The 16,967-nt window shown below is 49.9% G+C and carries 14 protein-coding genes; 5 read left to right on the plus strand and 9 right to left on the minus strand.

All coding sequences use genetic code 11. The features are described from left to right. Window positions 1-58: 58 nt before the first annotated feature. Both ICL55_RS10445 and ICL55_RS10450 read right to left on the minus strand, forming a co-directional pair. The gene (locus ICL55_RS10445; RefSeq protein WP_188096760.1) at window positions 59-1,315 is read right to left on the minus strand and encodes a PepSY-associated TM helix domain-containing protein; all 1,257 of its coding nucleotides are present in this window, start codon (window positions 1,313-1,315) and stop codon (window positions 59-61) included. 243 nt (window positions 1,316-1,558) lie between these two features. Continuing rightward, complete coding sequence (locus ICL55_RS10450; protein ID WP_188096762.1) at window positions 1,559-1,858, minus strand: YbaB/EbfC family nucleoid-associated protein; 300 nt, start codon at window positions 1,856-1,858, stop codon at window positions 1,559-1,561. A gap of 134 nt (window positions 1,859-1,992) precedes the next feature. Here ICL55_RS10450 and ICL55_RS10455 point away from each other — a divergent pair, with 134 nt between their 5' ends. The 3 genes from ICL55_RS10455 (at window position 1,993) to ICL55_RS10465 (ending at window position 6,921) form a co-directional block, all read left to right on the plus strand. Beyond that, window positions 1,993-3,228 carry an NAD(P)/FAD-dependent oxidoreductase gene (locus ICL55_RS10455; RefSeq protein ID WP_188096764.1) on the plus strand — a complete coding sequence of 412 codons (1,236 nt, stop codon included), beginning with the start codon at window positions 1,993-1,995 and terminating at the stop codon, window positions 3,226-3,228. A gap of 82 nt (window positions 3,229-3,310) precedes the next feature. Continuing rightward, window positions 3,311-4,336 (plus strand): DUF2891 domain-containing protein, encoded by a 1,026-nt coding sequence (locus tag ICL55_RS10460; protein WP_188096766.1) that lies wholly within the window; start codon window positions 3,311-3,313, stop codon window positions 4,334-4,336. A gap of 29 nt (window positions 4,337-4,365) precedes the next feature. After that, window positions 4,366-6,921, plus strand: a complete 2,556-nt coding sequence (locus ICL55_RS10465) for a DUF3857 domain-containing protein (protein ID WP_188096768.1) — start codon at window positions 4,366-4,368, stop codon at window positions 6,919-6,921. Here ICL55_RS10465 and ICL55_RS10470 read toward each other — a convergent pair whose 3' ends face one another. The 4 genes from ICL55_RS10470 to ICL55_RS10485 all read right to left on the minus strand — a co-directional run bounded on the left by ICL55_RS10470 (window position 6,922) and on the right by ICL55_RS10485 (window position 11,022). Beyond that, window positions 6,922-7,245 carry a Dabb family protein gene (locus tag ICL55_RS10470; RefSeq protein ID WP_188096770.1) on the minus strand — a complete coding sequence of 108 codons (324 nt, stop codon included), beginning with the start codon at window positions 7,243-7,245 and terminating at the stop codon, window positions 6,922-6,924. A gap of 11 nt (window positions 7,246-7,256) precedes the next feature. Next, window positions 7,257-8,453 (minus strand): FtsX-like permease family protein, encoded by a 1,197-nt coding sequence (locus tag ICL55_RS10475; RefSeq protein WP_188096772.1) that lies wholly within the window; start codon window positions 8,451-8,453, stop codon window positions 7,257-7,259. Between the two features lie 9 nt (window positions 8,454-8,462). Beyond that, window positions 8,463-9,113 (minus strand): ATP-binding cassette domain-containing protein, encoded by a 651-nt coding sequence (locus tag ICL55_RS10480; protein ID WP_188096774.1) that lies wholly within the window; start codon window positions 9,111-9,113, stop codon window positions 8,463-8,465. 97 nt (window positions 9,114-9,210) lie between these two features. Beyond that, a complete protein-coding gene (locus ICL55_RS10485) occupies window positions 9,211-11,022 on the minus strand; it encodes a DUF4836 family protein (protein ID WP_188096776.1) in 1,812 nt (603 codons plus the stop codon). A 229-nt stretch (window positions 11,023-11,251) separates the two neighbouring features. Here ICL55_RS10485 and ICL55_RS10490 point away from each other — a divergent pair, with 229 nt between their 5' ends. Further along, window positions 11,252-11,530 carry a YciI family protein gene (locus ICL55_RS10490; RefSeq protein WP_078669760.1) on the plus strand — a complete coding sequence of 93 codons (279 nt, stop codon included), beginning with the start codon at window positions 11,252-11,254 and terminating at the stop codon, window positions 11,528-11,530. A 53-nt stretch (window positions 11,531-11,583) separates the two neighbouring features. Here ICL55_RS10490 and ICL55_RS10495 read toward each other — a convergent pair whose 3' ends face one another. Together ICL55_RS10495 and msrB are read right to left on the minus strand one after the other, a co-directional pair. Beyond that, window positions 11,584-12,600, minus strand: coding sequence for an SRPBCC family protein (locus ICL55_RS10495; protein WP_188096778.1), 1,017 nt, complete (start codon window positions 12,598-12,600; stop codon window positions 11,584-11,586). Window positions 12,601-12,686: 86 nt separating this feature from the next. Then, window positions 12,687-13,172, minus strand: coding sequence for a peptide-methionine (R)-S-oxide reductase MsrB (msrB, locus tag ICL55_RS10500; RefSeq protein ID WP_188096780.1), 486 nt, complete (start codon window positions 13,170-13,172; stop codon window positions 12,687-12,689). 325 nt (window positions 13,173-13,497) lie between these two features. Here msrB and mutL point away from each other — a divergent pair, with 325 nt between their 5' ends. Then, complete coding sequence (gene mutL / locus ICL55_RS10505; RefSeq protein ID WP_188096783.1) at window positions 13,498-15,399, plus strand: DNA mismatch repair endonuclease MutL; 1,902 nt, start codon at window positions 13,498-13,500, stop codon at window positions 15,397-15,399. Between the two features lie 95 nt (window positions 15,400-15,494). Here the strand turns inward: mutL and ICL55_RS10510 are convergent, their stop codons facing one another. Continuing rightward, on the minus strand, window positions 15,495-16,955 hold the full coding sequence (locus tag ICL55_RS10510) for a gluconokinase (protein ID WP_188096785.1): 1,461 nt from the start codon (window positions 16,953-16,955) through the stop codon (window positions 15,495-15,497). Between the last annotated feature and the right edge of the window lie 12 nt (window positions 16,956-16,967).

The raw sequence follows: 16,967 nt of genomic DNA on the forward strand, positions 1-16,967 counted from the left end.
AAAAAGCCTGGCGCCGTAAGTGGCTCCAGGCTTCTCTTTCATTATCTTTTATGGTAAATCAGGCAGCAGCCAGCGGTGTGGTGACGCTGCGTTTGTTTTTAGCCGCTTTCTTTTTCTTCATCGTCCTGTTGATCCACAGGATAGTACCGGTAGTGGGGAAGGTAGCGCCCAGCAAAGCCAGCAGCAGGGCGAAAATCTTAGAGGGCAATCCAAAGACAGAACCGGTGTGTAAAGGTTTGATAAGGCCACGTACTTTCTGGCCGAGATTTCTTTCACTGAACGTCTGGGATTTCAACACCTGACCACTGAACTGGTCGAGGTAGTAACTGGTGGTAGCCGCTTCATTCAGGGCCCCGGCAGGCAACAGGGTAACCTGTATCGACGCTTCCTTGTCTTTAGGCATCGCTACCGCATAATATTGTGCATCGGGAACCTGCTGTTTCACCTGTGCCAAAGCCGCCTCGTAAGAAACGTTGTTGACGGTTGCCGGCGCAGCCACAGATGCCGGCGCCTCCATGGGCTTGGGAGAAGCACCCAGTGCTGCAAACAGTCCTTTATTGAACCATTCAAACGACCAGGTAAGGCCGGTAAAGACGGATATAAAAAGGAAGATGCTGACATAAAATCCCAGTACGATGTGCATATCATGGTTCAGCCGTTTCCAGCCGCCATCCCATTTCACTTTTAGACGTTGTTGCAGGATTTTACGGGTTTTGGGCCACCATAATATAATCCCGGTGATGAGAATGAAACCGAACATCAGGGTACTGATGCCGGTGATTATTTTGCCGGTATCACCAGCCAGCAGCCAGCGGTGCAGAGAAAATATCTGATAGTAGAAGGTTTGTTGGTAGCTGTACAGCTCAATCACTTTACCGGTATAGGGGTTGACAAAAGCAGTGCGGCCCTTTCCCTTTTTAGGTTCTTTGCCACCCTTTGCATCTTTACCTGCCGGCTTCATTTCTTTTTCTTTGCCCGCCTCTTTCTTTCCTTCCGCACGGGCTTCTTTATCGGCACCTTTGTTTTTATCTCCTTTCTTACCCTCATCCAGCTGAATAGCCAGCGAGCGGGCAGGATCTGCATATACCTGTATACGGGATATGCCCGCCCCCGGCACCTGCTGTTTCACCATTTCGGCGATTTGGTCCAGCGGTAACCGTTCCTTTTCAGGCTGTACATAATAGCGGCTGTGATTAAATGCTTCCGTCAGTTCCTTTTCAAATACCAGCAAAGCACCGGTCAGGCAACTGATGGTAATAACCAGGCCTGCCGCCAGCCCGAGGTATAAGTGAATACGGCGAAAAAAAACTTTCATATCAGATTTGTCCAACCACAAAAAAACGATCCTTCGCGCGAAATATACCCGCGGAAAGGGAAAATGATTTACGCAATCCGGAATTTTTTTCACGCAAAGGCGCAAAGCAGCAAAGGAGCAAAGGAAATAAGTAAAGAAAACAAAGAAAGCAAAGGAGCGGACATCAAATTGGTCTCCATTCCTTTGCTTTCTTATTAATCTTAAAATCTTTGCGCCTTTGCTGCTTTGCGCGCTTTGCGTGAACTAGAGCAAGTTGCCCAGCACGCCGGCTGCGCTCTTCATCTCTGCTTCCCATGTATTTTCCGCATCTTTCAATGCGCGGTTCAGCGCAGTAAGCAGCAGATCTTCCATTTCTTCTTTATGCTCAGGCGCCATCAGACGCTCCGCTATTTCAATACTTTTTACCTGACGGTTACCATCTACAGCCACTTTTATCGCACCGTCGCCAGCCTCACCTTCCAGTGTAATTTTTGCCAGACGCTCTTTTGCTTCCTTCATTTTCTGTTGGATCTGCGTCACTTTGCCGAATAAATCACCAAACATATTTGTGTATTTTTTTAGGGCCGTAAAGATAAGTTTTTACCACAGCGTTTTAATATTCAATATTTTAAATATACGATATCAGGAGCTAACAATTATGTATCTTACCATCACGTATAAGTTATCAGCTTAAAAAAATGGAAACTAAAGTTTGTATTATAGGTGCCGGGCCAGGCGGGGCTTGCGCAGCCCTTCAACTGGCACAGCTGGGCATCGAATGTATCGTTGTTGACAAAGCCGTTTTCCCCAGGGATAAAGTATGCGGTGATGGCCTCAGCGGAAAAGTTTTAACCATCCTTGAAAGAATCGACAAAGGTATCGGTGAGCGGTTACAACAGGCTGTTTTTAAAATGGACAGCTGGGGCGTGACGTTCGTAGCACCCAACCGCATCGGTATGGACATCCCTTATAGATCAGATTATCAGCACGATAAAAGCGACCCTCGCGGTTTCGTCTGCAAACGCATCGACTTTGACAACTTCCTGGTGGATGAACTGAAACGCCGCCCGGAAATTCGTTTGTTCGAAGGGGTTAGCATCGATAAATATGAACTGCAGGCAGATGGTTATCATCTGTCAGACAAAGACGGAAAATTTAAGGTAAAAGCCGATCTCATACTGGTGGCCAATGGCGCCCATTCTGCTTTCACCAAAGAAGTGGCAGGCATCAAAATGGAGCCGGACCATTATATCGCCGGTTTACGCGCCTATTATAAAGGTGTGGCCGACATGCATCCCGATGCTTTTATAGAACTGCACTTCCTGAAAAGCATGTTGCCCGGTTATTTCTGGATATTCCCGCTCCCCAATGGCGAAGCCAATGTGGGCGTGGGCATGCTCAGCACCACCGTCCGCAATAAAAAGGTGAACCTGAAAAAGCTGATGCTGGACACCCTCGCTACTGACCCCATCATGAAAGAGCGTTTTAAAAACGCCACCCTGGAAGGCTCTATCGATGGTTACGGTCTCCCGCTGGGCAGCAAAAAAAGAAAACTGCATGGCGAACGGTATATGCTGATCGGTGATGCAGGTTTTCTCATCGACCCCTTCACCGGCGAAGGCATCGGCAACGCGCTGTATTCCGGCCAGATAGCCGCCAAACAGGCCGCAGCGGCCATCACGGCCCAGGACTACTCCGACAGTTTCCTCAACAGCTACGACCAGGAAATCTATCGTATCCTTGGCCCAGAAATGGAAGTCAGCACCAAACTGCAAAAGCTGATCAAATACCCGTGGCTGTTTAACCTGCTGATGAAAATGGGGTCCCGCAACAAACAGCTGAAAGAACTGATGACCTGCATGTTCCATGAGGTAGACCTCCGTAAAAGGCTGGGCAATCCCCTGTTTTATGTGAAATTATTATTTAACCGATAATCCGATAATTTCTGTGAGATATATCACCCTGCTTGCCGCTATCTGCTTTTCTACAGCAACCGCTACTGCTCAAATACAGCCCATGACACCAGCACAACTGCCTAAGATGACGGTTAAAACGGCCAATCAGCTGGCAGCGCTGCCGCTGAAATGCCTGGACCTCCCTTTTCCTTATAAAACAGGGGTGGTATTTCCTGACAGCACCCTGCTGGGCGCTCCGTCTACCTATCATCCGGCATTCTACGGCTGTTTCGACTGGCACAGTAGCGTACATGGCCACTGGATGCTGGTACGCCTGCTGAAGATGTTTCCCGATATGGAAAAAGCAACGGTGATACGCACTAAACTGGCGCAACACCTCACCGCTGAAAATATCCAGACAGAGCTGCGACTGTTCAAAGGCAAAGAAAACAAAAGCTTTGAACGCATCTATGGCTGGAGCTGGCTGCTGCAGCTGCAACGGGAGCTGCTGACCTGGAACGACCCACTGGGCAAGGAACTTAGCCGGAATGTACAACCACTGGCCAGCCACTTCGCTACAGCATATGTCGATTTCCTCGGTAAACTGATGTATCCCATCCGTGTAGGCGAACATACCAACCTGGCTTTCGGCCTGTGCCTGGCCTGGGATTATGCCCAGACTACCGGCGACAAAGCCCTGCAAACGGCCATTCATGATGCTGCCATGCGCTTTTATGCGAAAGACAAAAATGCTCCGGTAGCATGGGAACCCGGCGGATACGACTTCCTCTCTCCCAGCCTCGAAGAAGCCGATCTGATGCGTCGTATTATGCCCGAAAAGGAATACCGGACATGGCTATACGCTTTCCTGCCGGGCCTCTTCCAGAACCCGATCACCATCCTGCAACCCGGTCAGGTAAAAGACCGTACCGATGGCAAACTCGTTCACCTCGACGGCCTCAATCTCAGTCGTACCTGGTGCCTGGAAGCGATTGCCCGTCACGGTGGCAAAAATCAGCAGGCCATTCAGGCTCTCGCCGACAAACACCTGCTGACATCTTTCCCGCAGGTAGCCAGTGGCGACTACGCCGGTGAACACTGGCTGGCCTCCTTTGCTGTATACCTGCTCACAGCAGAACAGCAATAGAGCTGCCATCAACGTTTAAACCCCCTGTCATGACCCGTACCTTGAAACAAATATTGTTGTTACTGCTGGCACTCGTGCCGGCAGTAACACAAGCCCGTCAAAAACCGGTCAATACCGGCCCTACCCCTTCCTGGCTGGCCCCCTGGCAACCCAATCTGCTGCAAAAACCCAATGCCAAACATGTCAGCGACGGCTATTACCTCCTCGTGGCTGAAACCCAATATCAGGCAGAACTGAAAAGCGGCTACCATCATTATATCCGGCAAATCGTTTCAGAAGCGGGCATACAGAACGGCTCCCAAATATCGGTGGACTATGATCCGCAATACGAGAAACTGACTTTCCATCATATCACCATCAAACGAGACGGCCAGGAAATCAACCGCCTCGCCGGCGCCTCCTTTAAAGTGCTGCAGCAGGAAGAAGACCTCTCCCGCTTTATCTATAGCGGTACCTATACCGCCTACCTCATTCTGGAAGACGTACGCAAAGGAGATCAGATAGAATACAGCTACTCACTTACCGGCACCAATCCCATCTTCGATAACAAAATAGATGAGGAATATTATCAGGTTGCCTCAGAACCGGTGGTTAACTTTTACCGCAACATTATTACCCGTCCCGACCGACAGCTGCATTTCAAAGCGTTCAACCAGGCAGCGCTGCCCCAGCAACGCAGCTGGAATGGACTCACCGTATACGAATGGCATAGCATCAACCTACAGGATGGTGACAACTTCAGCAACCTGCCTTCCTGGTACAACCCCTTCGCACGGGTACAGGTCTGCGAATACAACAATTGGCAGGAAATAGCACAATGGGCACAGCGGATAAATACCATCTCCCCGCCGGGGAATGCTGTTAAAAACAAAATTGCAGCCCTGAAACAACAGGCCGGCACCAGCCAGGAAGCCTATTTGCAGGCAGCGCTCCGCTTTGTGCAGGATGATATCCGCTACATGGGCATCGAAATGGGAGAATACTCCCATCGGCCCAATACGCCCGACAAAGTGCTGACACAACGTTTCGGAGACTGCAAAGACAAATCACTCCTGTTCTGCACCCTGCTCAATGCTGATGGCATCAACGCCCATATGGCCTACGTGAATACCGACCTGAAAGACGGTGTTAGCCAGCGACTCCCCTCCCCAACGGCCTTTAACCATGCGATCGTTTACGCTACGCTCAAAGGCAAAACTTACTGGCTGGACGCTACCCTGTCTTATCAACGTGGCCCGCTCACAGACTTCTGTGAACCGGAATATCTGCTGGCACTGGTCATTACAGATACCACTACCCAGCTGACGCCCATCCGCAAAATCAACAGCGGCCGTATCGTTATCCGGGAAACCATCACCCTGCCGGGAGAAGAAGGACAAGACGGTACACTCACCGCCAACACCGCCTGGTACCGCGAAGATGCCGACGGTCAAAGAGCCGCCATGGCGGCTGCCAGCCTTAAAGACAAAGAGTCTACCTTCCTCACTTTCTACCGGAAGTTCTATGGCGATATGGCCCTGAAAGATTCTCTCTCACTCCGTGATAGCCCGGACAGCAATATCTTACGTACCCACGAGAGCTATGTAATACACCGCCTCTGGAAAAAAGACAGCACTACCAACAAACTGCTGTTCTCCGTCATTGCCCAGTCTCCATCTGACATACTGCCTTATGTTACCGATGTAAACCGGAAAGTGCCACTCGCCATTAAATACCCGTATGATCAGGATTATCAGATCATTATCAACACGCCGATAGAATGGTCGCTGGAGGAAACACCGTTGCACATTAAAAATGATTACTATCAGTTTGACTTTACGGCTACGCAGGCCGGTAAACAGATTGTGCTCTCCTATTCCCTGAAAACCTTCCGGGACCATATACCCGCGGCTTATATGCCACAGTATGCCCGGGAAATAAAGGAAATACAAAAGACCACCTCGCTGGACCTCTCCTTAAAACCTGCGTTGATGCAGCCTGCCAATGGCCCCGCAGTCAGGGGCAACTGGCTCGCAATTGTGTTGGCCTGCTGTGCAGCAGCGGTATTTGCCCACCTCGCCACGCGATATTACCGACATTCTGTGCTGCCGGTACAGTACCCGTTAGAACCGCTTCCCATCGGTGGCTGGCTGTCGCTGCTCGCCATTGGGCTCGTGTTCTCCCCGATGTATGAACTGATGTTCCTCTGTAAAGCCGATGTATTTAACTATGAGATATGGTCGACAGTGTCTGCACGCCGTGATATGGGAAACATCTCACTGGTACAGCTCTACCTGGTGGGAGAAATGATTATCCGGGTTTTCCTGTTGTGTTATTCGGTATTATTAGCAGTACTGTTCTTCAACAGAAGGGATACTTTTCCTTTTGCGCTGGCGACTTATTACTTCGCCACCACCCTGTATCTGTTTGTCTTTAACAAGATTAACAGTCATTATTTTGGAGAAAGCACGCAGGGAAATTTACTGGACACCAACTCCATCCTGTGGCCACTGCTCCGCATGGCCCTTTGGGTGCCTTATCTGCTGGTTTCCCCTCGTGCGAAAGCTACTTTTATTATGCCGCATCCGGCATTGCAGGAAGACTGATCAAATGGTTTCGGAATCGAAGGCCACTACTTTTTCCCAGTATTGGTTGCATTGCTCAATAAACTGGAGATGCACCGGATGTACCTGATAACGGTCGTGGGCTTCGATATTTTCAAAAATACACAGCAGACAATAGTCATAGTTTTTATCGATCGTAGGCCCGTCATCCACCGGAGCCGGTTTACCCACATTGAAAATGGCAATCTCATCTATGGTATGCAAGCTGCTTACCCCTGCTTCAAAACGCCGTCTGTCTTCAGCAGACAGTCCGGGCTTCAGGGTAAAGTTTACAACATGCACCAGTTTTTTATCTAATGCTTTCATATGGATGGATTTTAGGATTCCTTATTGACATACCGATTGACGGTCAGCAGGTTAACGAAGTACACGAGGCCCAGTACCAGCACCGTTCCTGCGAATACGCCGGGGCCGGGCCAGACGCTCACCACCATATCGTGTTTGGCCAGCACCGTGGCCGTCACATATTGTAACCCTGCCAGCAGCAATACACACACCACACCAATAATAATGTATAGTGGCACAAATTGTTTCAGCAGATAACGTTTCAGTTGACGGGGAGCCGTGCCCAGCATGACCAATAGTTGTATCTCCCGCTTGCAGGAGGCAATGATCAGCTGGATGAACATACTGAATACGAGCATCGCAAAAAGCAGCAATATCAATCCGAAGAAGCCGATCACCGATACGATTGTCTGTACAATCAGGCGGGTTTTGCTGAACTTCAGCTTGTCCAGGTTCGTCGTATAGCCGTTATCGTCCAGAAACTTTACCAGAGATGGGCTGGAAGGGTCCGGTGTTTTAATGATCACCCGTGACGTAGGGGCTTCCCGGGTGGTGCCATATTTTTCATTGGCCCAGGACATAAAAGAAGCGGGTACCAGAAAAGAAGAGATTCTGTCGGAGAAACCCACCACATGTCCTATGTACTGTTCTGAGGTGATATTATTGGAAATGACCACCTGGAGCGGTAATGCCTTCACCGTTTCCTGCGAAATCTGCGGCAGGTCCTGGCTGAGCGAGAACCCAAAGTTGTACAGGTTCAGAAAGTCGCTGGGCAGGATAATGGGAATGGTACGATCGCCCACATTCCATTTCCAGTCTTCGTTCTTTACATCCAGAAAACTGTCGGGCACCGATTCAAAGAACATGTCCGTGGCAAAATGCAGGTCACCGGGCGCCTGCACCACCACTTTAAACCGGCTGGAGGTAATTAACCCAAACGCCTGTACGAAGGGCTGAGTTCTGATCTTATCTATTTCTTCCGGAGAAAAAGCGCTCTTGCCGCTTTGTCCCATAATGGCGTTGGTGATTTTTTTATTGATCACCAGGAAGTCGGCGGTTTCGTTCTGGTTTTTGGCGCTGTACAGCAACTGGTTAAAGTTGGAATGTACCTGTATGGCCACCAGTATCAGCAGCATGGCGATGCCGAGGCCAACGGAGGCCATCAGAAAGCGGCTTTTGCCAATGCCGGTATGTATAATTTTCTTTAGCAGTTCAAAAAACGGGCGCATGGAATAACATTAAAGCTGATAATGAACATCATATGAAAAATGCTGATCATCATCCAGATCGGTTAGAATAAACCCGGCGTTGCGGGCCTTACATTCAGCTGCGATGAGGGTTGCCGCACGGCGGGTATTTTCCTCATCGAGGTGGCTGAATGGCTCGTCCATCAACAGCCATTGGAATGGCTGCGACAGCGCCCGGATAATGGCAATACGCTGGCGCTCGCCGTAGGACAGTGTTTTACTGCTTTGTTGCAGCACATGTGTCACATTGAGCTGTGCGGCCATTTCCCTGATTTTTTCCGGGGTGCAGTATGGATTGGGCTGCATCACCCTTTTCAGTTCGATGTTTTCCACCGCGGTGAGTTGTTCAAACAGCCGCAGGTCCTGAAAGATGATGCTGAGCTGTTGCTGTCGCAGAGCAGCCACTTCATTTTTATTGTAGGCTGGCCATGGCCGGTTATCCACCAGCACCGTGCCTGTATAGTCGTAACGGATATGATAGAGGTAGTGTACCAGGGTTGTTTTCCCGGTACCGGAGGGGGCTTTTATTTTGACAAAGCTGCCGGGGCTGAAGGTCACATCCTGATTCCATATTCCTGAAGTACGCTGTAGCAGCTTATCTTTCAGGGGGATGGGCATCAGTTGTTGTATCTGAATTTGCATATGCCGAGCTGATTAACAGTTCCCAATATAAATAAAAAGGGCCGGAGCAGCTTATTTGCTCCGGCCCGTATCAATATTTTAAAGCTACTATTGCTGATTAGTGAGCAACAGCGGCGCTGTCAACAGCAACAGGGGTGTCTACCGGTGTGGCAAACAGGCTGTCTTCCAGTGCTTTCTCTTTGGCTTTTTTAGCTTCGATGGCTTTAGCTGCTTCCGTGCCGAAGTTGATCAGCTGTACCAGGCTGTTTTCATCCTTATTTTTGAAGTTGAGGATGATTTCAGATTTGGAGACGTCTCCGCCGGTAGCTTTAGTCACCACGGTCATGTCTTTCAGGAGACCTTTCAGTCTTACCAGGATACCTTTTTCTTCTTCGCTGTTGGCTTTATCTTCCGGAATTACGCTGATTGCTTTTTCCAGGTCTACATAACCGCCCATCATGCTGCCTTTTACTTTGGCTTCGATGCCTTCAGGCAGTTTCAGGCTGCCTTTACCGGCCAGGTAGTCTTGCAGCAGTACGCTGTCGGAACCTACCGTGATGAATTTCTCGGTGATGGATACAGCGGGCATACCAGCAGCTGCCATGGCAGGGTTGGCGTATACATAACGGTCACCTTCTTTGGTGAACATTTCTTTCAGCATCGGGGAAGTCATTACTTTATTGAAAGCTTCCTTGTTACCTACTTTCAGGTTGAAGATCCATTTGGAAGTAGGCTCTTCATAGAATTCACCGGGGGAGTATTTGGATTCTTTCTTCTCGATAGCGAAGTCGGACACCACATAGGTGAACTGACCTTCAAAGGCGTTCAGGATATCGTCCATAGACAGGCCGGATTTAGCCAGGAACATGTTCACGATACCGTCCATGCCGGTAGATTTAACGATTTCTCCTACCATGTGGAAGTCAAAAGCGTAAGACATGAAACCGGTGAGGTTCTGGGAAGGATATTTCTTCAGCAGGTCCAGGTCGATTTCCTTGTTACCGTATTTTTTGAAGATGCTGGCAATTTCTTTACCCATATAGTAGTTGCCGTTAGCCACGATTCTTCCTTTCTCAAAGTTGGAAGTACCGGTATAATAGGTACCTTCCATCAGTTTTTTGAAGTTGGCCGGGATCATGGTCAGCATACCGCTGTTGTAGATCGCTTCCGGATTTACGAAGATGCTCATATCAGCATTTTCTTTCAGCAGTTTAGCAAACGGCTCGATGGCGCCGGCTGTTTCGTCGTTTTTCAGGTGGAAGAGGTGATCTACCTCCGCTACCATGGTTTTGGTAGCAGCGTCATCATCAGCAGCGACCAGTGCGGCCGGCGTAGCAGTGGCTTCTGCGGCGGCGGTATCAGCCTGAACATCGCTGTCCGGGGCTGGCAGACCGGGAGTACCGGCCGGAGCGTATTTATTGATACCGTTCGGATCAATGTTGGTCAGGAAGATAACGGTGGATTTGTTCCAGGCAACGACCCCTTTGCTTTCTTCTTCAATGATGTATTTGAAGTCCTTACCGGATTTCAGGGAGAAGTTTTTCTCGCTTTTTTTCAGGAAGCCTTCGAACTTGTCGGCGTCTGCGAGGCTGGCAGTAGCGGTGATATAAGATTTGTTGTCACCTGCCTGGCCCTGGAATACAAAAGACACGAAGAAGTGGCCTTTCAGATCGATACCGGAGTTTTCCGCATCTTTCCAGGCTTTCATGGCTTCGCTGGAAGTGTCTTTGGACTGAACGGCAGAGAAGAGCTTGTCCATCGTCAGCCCGTTAGTAGCCAGTTTCTGGGTAATTTCTTTGGCGTTCAGGTCAATTACTACGCCGGCTGTTTTGGGGATGTGTTTACTTACTTCCGGTACCTTGGAGCAGGACGACAGCACTACCGCTGCGGTTACAGCGGTTAACAAAACTTTGGAAATTGTTCTTTTCATAAAAGATATAAGAGTTAATAAATTGACTATGGTAGGGATACCGACCATCTGTCGGCACATTCCCACAATCGTGGTATTTCGGTGGTGCGAAAGTACGCATATTTTTGTAGCTTATATGTCCTATTTTTGGGGGACAACTATGCCACAATACAATAATTTAGGTTCTATATAGTTTAATACCTTTGTTGCTTACTATGAAACAAACATCTAAAACCATCGAAAAACCTTTATGTTCCTGATCCTTCTGCAATACATCCGCCCGGTAGCGGCGGTGGAGCACTTTATGGAAGCGCATACGGCGTTCCTGCAAAAATATTATGACAACGGCAAGTTTATTCTGTCCGGAAGGCGGAAACCCAAGTCGGGCGCGCTTATCCTCTGTCAGGCATCGAGCCGTAAGGAAGTGGAGCAAATCATGAGCGAAGATCCGCTGGAGAGAAACCAGCTGGCCATGTACGAGATCATAGAATTTGAACCTACCGCCTACGCAACTGCTTCTGCCAGATAGTCTTTTTATTTTTGCCGGCTTTTTCGTTTATCTCTTTCCGTTGGTGCTAATACTCACTGCATAAAGTAAATGACTTTAGTCAGCCATTTGCTACTATCCTTTTCTTTGCCCGGATCTGTCACATACATCTCCATGGTGGGTGGGATCACCTTTTTACCCTTTTTCTCTATGAACTGCTGGATGGCCACGTGGGCATTGGCGATTTTATCGTAGGGCCCGTAGTAATCCACATAGGCTGCTTTTGCTGCCGGTAGTTTGATGATTTCGAAGCCAGGCCCCAGCGTACTGCCTTCCGGCACCGGTATGGCAGCCGCCATGTCTGTTTCCCGTTTTCTTTCGTCCCAGGTATAAAAAAGCCCACAGGGCACGCCCGGCTGTAGTTTTGCGGTAGTGGCCGCTTTGTAAATCTGTTCCAGATTGGCGCGGTAGTAATTAGAGATCCCTTTAAAGGGCACTGTTTTACGGACAGCAGCGTAAGTAGTGGCAGGGAAATCCATTTCACGAACGGAGACATTGATACCGTTAGGCGTACCCGGACCGTTCTTGTCGGCCTCGGCCATGCTTTTAAGGTTGTTGAGCCCCTTGGCAAAATCTTCTTCCACGGCCCCTTTCATGAAAAGGGCCATCACATTTCGCGGGCGGTCATAATGTGCGTCGAACCCCCATATCACCTTGGTTTTACCCGCAGCCTCAGAGAGTTGAAAGGACACATCCGATTCGGAGCGGAACGGCGTTATAAAGGTCAGTTTCTGTTGAATGGACTTATAGGGGTCCAGCGAAAGATGCTGGAGCTTGCCCTCTCCTATCTTTTTCCCTTTCCAGGCATCTACAGCGCCTACAGTACCGTCATCTCCGGAAATCGTGTATTCAGCGGTAGAGTCCATTAATTTCCAGGTATTCCATTGATTGAACTTCTCGAAGCGGACAATATCATTCCATACGATAGATGCCGGTGCATTGATTTCCACCGTACGTTCCACGTGCATTTGGGTTGGGGCAGCAAAAATGAGTATAATCAATACAAGCAAGAGAAGACCTACAATCCAGGCAAGTGCTTTTAAGACTTTCATAACTCCGGGGAATTGATTACAATAAAAATACGCTTTTTTATTGTGCATCCGCCGGAGCTGTTGGCATCAATGATAAACGGTTCGGGTTACTCTTTTTCCTTTCCTTCTTTTTCTGAATATTGCTTGTCGGCTTCTTTCGCCTGTTCAAAATCCAGGATCACCGAGTTGATGCAGTAGCGGAGCCCTGTTGGCGGCGGCCCGTCATCAAAAACGTGTCCCAGGTGTGACCTGCAGCGGCCGCAGAGTACTTCGGTACGGTGCATGCCGTGGCTGTTGTCGGGAGCATAGATAACGCTGGATTTGGCTAACGGCTCAAAAAAGCTGGGCCAGCCACAGCTACTCTCAAATTTGGCATCGGATACAAAAAGCGGATGGCCACAGGCAGCGCAGTAATAGGTCCCTTGTTCTTTACTGTTCCAGTACTTGCCGGTAAATGCCCATTCTGTTCCTTTCTCTCTGGCGATATTATAAACTTCCGGCGGTAAGATCTTTTTCCATTCGTCATCCGTCAAGTTAACTTTACTTGTATCCGAATGGGAGTATACAGCTCCCTTCTTTTTTCCTTCTTCCATTGAATTCTTTTTTTCGCTTTTGGCGAGGGTCTGTTCAGTTGGTGACTAATATAAGATGCTCAAAATTATCAGATTCTGCAGGTTCATGCATAGCGTTTTGTTTCCGTTAACGGGTTATTAACACTATCATTGTATTTTTCTCTGTTGGCCTGATGAATATTTTTTCTCTTAATAAATTACGTATGAACCGCCTTAATGGATTGTTATTTCCTGCAAATCAACCAGGTATTTAGCAAATCCTGTGCTTAAATGTTTCAAACAGTCTGATAATCACCCGCGAGCAACTGCGTATAAATTATTAACTTTACGCCAAAAGGCTAGTTAAGTGGCGGACATCATCAATTTATTACCAGACAATATAGCGAACCAGATAGCTGCAGGCGAAGTGATACAAAGACCGGCATCAGCGGTGAAAGAATTACTGGAAAATGCAGTGGACGCAGGTGCGACCGAGATTCAGCTGATCATAAAAGACGCAGGCAAAGAACTGGTGCAGGTAATCGATAACGGTGGCGGTATGAGCGAAACAGATGCCCGTATGTGCTTTGAACGCCATGCCACCTCCAAGATACAATCCATAGATGACCTCTTCCAGATCCGGACCATGGGTTTCAGAGGTGAAGCCCTCGCTTCGATCGCAGCCGTATCCCAGGTAGAACTCAAAACCCGGAAAAAAGGGACCGATGTTGGCTCCTACGTTGAAATAGACAACAGCGTTGTCAAAAAGCAGGAACCCTGCCAGACAGCCGAAGGTACCAGCATCGCCATGAAGAACCTCTTCTTCAACGTGCCCGCCCGCCGCAACTTCCTTAAAAGTAACGCGGCAGAAATGCGGCATATTGTGGACGAGTTTATCCGCGTGGCCATGGCCTTCCCTCAATTGCAGTTCTCGCTCACCAGCAATAACCAGCAACTCTTCCATCTCGATAAAGGCTCCCTGAAACAACGGATCATCGCTATCCTCGGGCAACATTACAATGCCCGCCTGGTAAACGTGAAGGAAAGCACCGACTATATGAATGTGTACGGTTTTGTTGGTAAACCGGAAACGGCCAAAAAAACCAGAGGCGACCAGTTCTTTTTTGTCAACAACCGGTACATCAAAAGCCCCTACCTGCACCATGCAGTGATGAGCGCTTTCGCAGATATCATCCCGGCCGACAGCTACCCGCTGTACGTCCTGTTTATCGATGTGAACCCCGAACATGTGGACATCAACGTACATCCGACCAAACAGGAAATTAAGTTCGATGATGAAAAAGTGATGTACGCCTTCGTTCAGGCGACGGTAAAACACGCACTGGCCCAGTTCAACGTGACCGCCACGCTGGATTTCGACCTCGATCCCAGCATACAGGCCCTCGACGCGGTGAGCAAACCATTCACCAAACAACAGCAGGAGGAATATACCCATTCCCCCCTCTATAAATCCTTTACACAGGCCAACCAGGCCCATATGATTGACAAAAGCAGCAACAGCAGCAATCTGAAACACTGGAAAGACCTGTATGAAAGTAACCAAAACACCCCCGAAAGCGACGGATATACCATCAGCTCCTACACCGTGGAGCCGGAAACCCGCCCTGCCGTGACCTATGAAAGCCAGCCACACGCCACGGCTTCCGTGATCGACGAACGCTGGCAGGACACGGCCAACGACCAGAAAGTGCCGGTACAGGTACATCAGCAGTTCATCCTGTCACAGATTAAATCAGGCTTCATCCTGATCGACCAGCAGGCGGCCCACGAACGTATCCTGTTTGAACGCTATCAACGCGCCCTCACAGAAGCGCCGATGGCCACCCAGCAAAGCCTCTTCCCGCAGACATTACAGCTGCCCCCCGCAGATGCAGTGCTGATCGCGGAGATGCTCCCTGAACTGCAGGCACTGGGCTACGAACTGGAGCCTTTCGGCAACCATACTTTCATTGTAAGAGGCACGCCCGCCGATATGCAGTCCGGCAACGACCAGGCTACCATTGAAGGCCTCCTCGAACAGTTCAAGAACTTCAGCGAACTTAAAGTAGACCGCCGCGAACAGCTGCTGCGCTCCATGGCACGTAACAACGCCATCCCCGCCGGCAAAATCCTGTCTGCCCGTGAAATGCAGAACATGATCGATGAGCTTTTCGCCTGCAGCATGCCTAATGTTGCCCCCAGCGGGAAATTCACTTTCATTTCGTTCAAGCTCACCGACCTGGCCCGGATGTTTGAAAGAGGCAACTAATCATTTTAATATTTAGTGATTTTGATATTTGGTTATTGAGGAAGCCTTTGACGTAAAGGCCCCCTCAATAACCAAATATCAAAAGAAGAAGATGGCTACATCTCCTTTACTGCTTCATACAGCCGCAGGAAGCGTTCATGCTTCTTTTGATATCCCTCATATTTTTTCCTGTCAGGGTGGAAAATCGTTGCTGACGAGCTTTCGCCATTCCTCACCGGCAACTGCAATACATTGGCCGCCAACAGAATGGCGCCCAGCGCAGAAGCGTCATTTTGTTGGTGAAGGGCCATCTCCTGCCCGAAAATATCCGCCAACAATTGTATCCATCCCGGAGTGGCGGTAAAACCACCACTCACGGATATACGATGAACCGGACCTGCGGTCTCTGTCAGCGCCCGGCGGATACTCAGCAACGTAAAACAGATCCCTTCCAGCATGGCCCGCATAAAATGCGCAGCGGTATGTCCGGGCTGTATCCCCACAAAAGCCGCTGTGGCATGGCTGTTCCAGATAGGCGCCCGCTCTCCGAGCAGATAAGGAAGGCACAACAAGGAACCGGTATCTGTTTGCAACGCTTCTTCCACCAAAGGCTGCAGCGCCGTCAGCGGCATCCGCAGGAAATCGCGTACCAGCCAGTGCAGCAGCGCACCGCCATTATTGGTGGCGCCGCCGGTGATATATACATCGTCTGTGAGCAGGTAGGTAAACAGGCGGCCATGGGCGTCTGTCTGTGGCCGGGAGGAGGCCATCCGCACCGCGCCGCTGGTGCCAATGGTAATAGTGGCATGTCCCGTATCCAGTGCACGGCTGCCCAGTTGGGCCAGGCAGCCGTCGCTCCCTCCGATGATAAAAGGCGTATCTGCCGGGACACCCAGTTGCGCAGCCACCGCGGGCAATAGTGGCGGTAGCCGGAAGGTGGCCGGTACCGGCTCCGGCAGTTGCGCAGCTGTGATACCGGCATAGTCCAGGGCTTCGGGGCTCCATTGCCGTGCGGCAATGTCAAACAGCCCGGTAGCAGAAGCAATCGAATGATCGCTGATATATCTCCCGAAAAAATGATGTAAAATATATTCTTTGATACCCGGAAAGACGGCCGCACGGGCAAAAAGTTCAGGTTGCTCCTCCCGCATCCAGCGCAGCTTGCAGAGGGGCGACATGGCGTGGACCGGTGTACCAGTCTGCCGGTACAGCCTTTTCCCTGCTTCCGTATCCCGCAGGGCCAGCGCCTGTGGCTCGCTGCGGTTGTCGGCCCAGAGGATCAGCGGCGTAAGTGCATGACCGGCCTTGTCGACCGCCATCACGCTGTGCATGGCGCTACTAAAAGAAATAGCTGCCGGCGGGCGTCCTGCCCGGGACACCACTTCCCGGATACCTTTTTTGACTGCGTTCAGCAACAGCAGCGGATCTTGTTCTGCATATCCCGGCTGCGGGTACCGGGTGGCATATGCCTGCTGAAATACCCCCACCACCACCTCGTCGGGAAGCGAAAGCCCAATCGTTTTAGCACTGCTGGTACCAATATCTACGCCGATAATGTAGGGTGTCTGCTCACTCATAAAAAAAAGACA

This window comes from Chitinophaga varians, from assembly GCF_014529945.1.
Classification (GTDB): Bacteria; Bacteroidota; Bacteroidia; order Chitinophagales; family Chitinophagaceae; genus Chitinophaga; species Chitinophaga varians.

Coding starts and splice junctions, on each gene's coding strand:
- ICL55_RS10445 (WP_188096760.1), bottom strand. CDS start 1,315: ATGAAAGTTTTTTTTCGCCGTATTCACTTATACCTCGGGCTGGCGGCA.
- ICL55_RS10450 (WP_188096762.1), bottom strand. CDS start 1,858: ATGTTTGGTGATTTATTCGGCAAAGTGACGCAGATCCAACAGAAAATG.
- ICL55_RS10455 (WP_188096764.1), top strand. CDS start 1,993: ATGGAAACTAAAGTTTGTATTATAGGTGCCGGGCCAGGCGGGGCTTGC.
- ICL55_RS10460 (WP_188096766.1), top strand. CDS start 3,311: ATGACACCAGCACAACTGCCTAAGATGACGGTTAAAACGGCCAATCAG.
- ICL55_RS10465 (WP_188096768.1), top strand. CDS start 4,366: ATGACCCGTACCTTGAAACAAATATTGTTGTTACTGCTGGCACTCGTG.
- ICL55_RS10470 (WP_188096770.1), bottom strand. CDS start 7,245: ATGAAAGCATTAGATAAAAAACTGGTGCATGTTGTAAACTTTACCCTG.
- ICL55_RS10475 (WP_188096772.1), bottom strand. CDS start 8,453: ATGCGCCCGTTTTTTGAACTGCTAAAGAAAATTATACATACCGGCATT.
- ICL55_RS10480 (WP_188096774.1), bottom strand. CDS start 9,113: ATGCAAATTCAGATACAACAACTGATGCCCATCCCCCTGAAAGATAAG.
- ICL55_RS10485 (WP_188096776.1), bottom strand. CDS start 11,022: ATGAAAAGAACAATTTCCAAAGTTTTGTTAACCGCTGTAACCGCAGCG.
- ICL55_RS10490 (WP_078669760.1), top strand. CDS start 11,252: ATGTTCCTGATCCTTCTGCAATACATCCGCCCGGTAGCGGCGGTGGAG.
- ICL55_RS10495 (WP_188096778.1), bottom strand. CDS start 12,600: ATGAAAGTCTTAAAAGCACTTGCCTGGATTGTAGGTCTTCTCTTGCTT.
- msrB (WP_188096780.1), bottom strand. CDS start 13,172: ATGGAAGAAGGAAAAAAGAAGGGAGCTGTATACTCCCATTCGGATACA.
- ICL55_RS10510 (WP_188096785.1), bottom strand. CDS start 16,955: ATGAGTGAGCAGACACCCTACATTATCGGCGTAGATATTGGTACCAGC.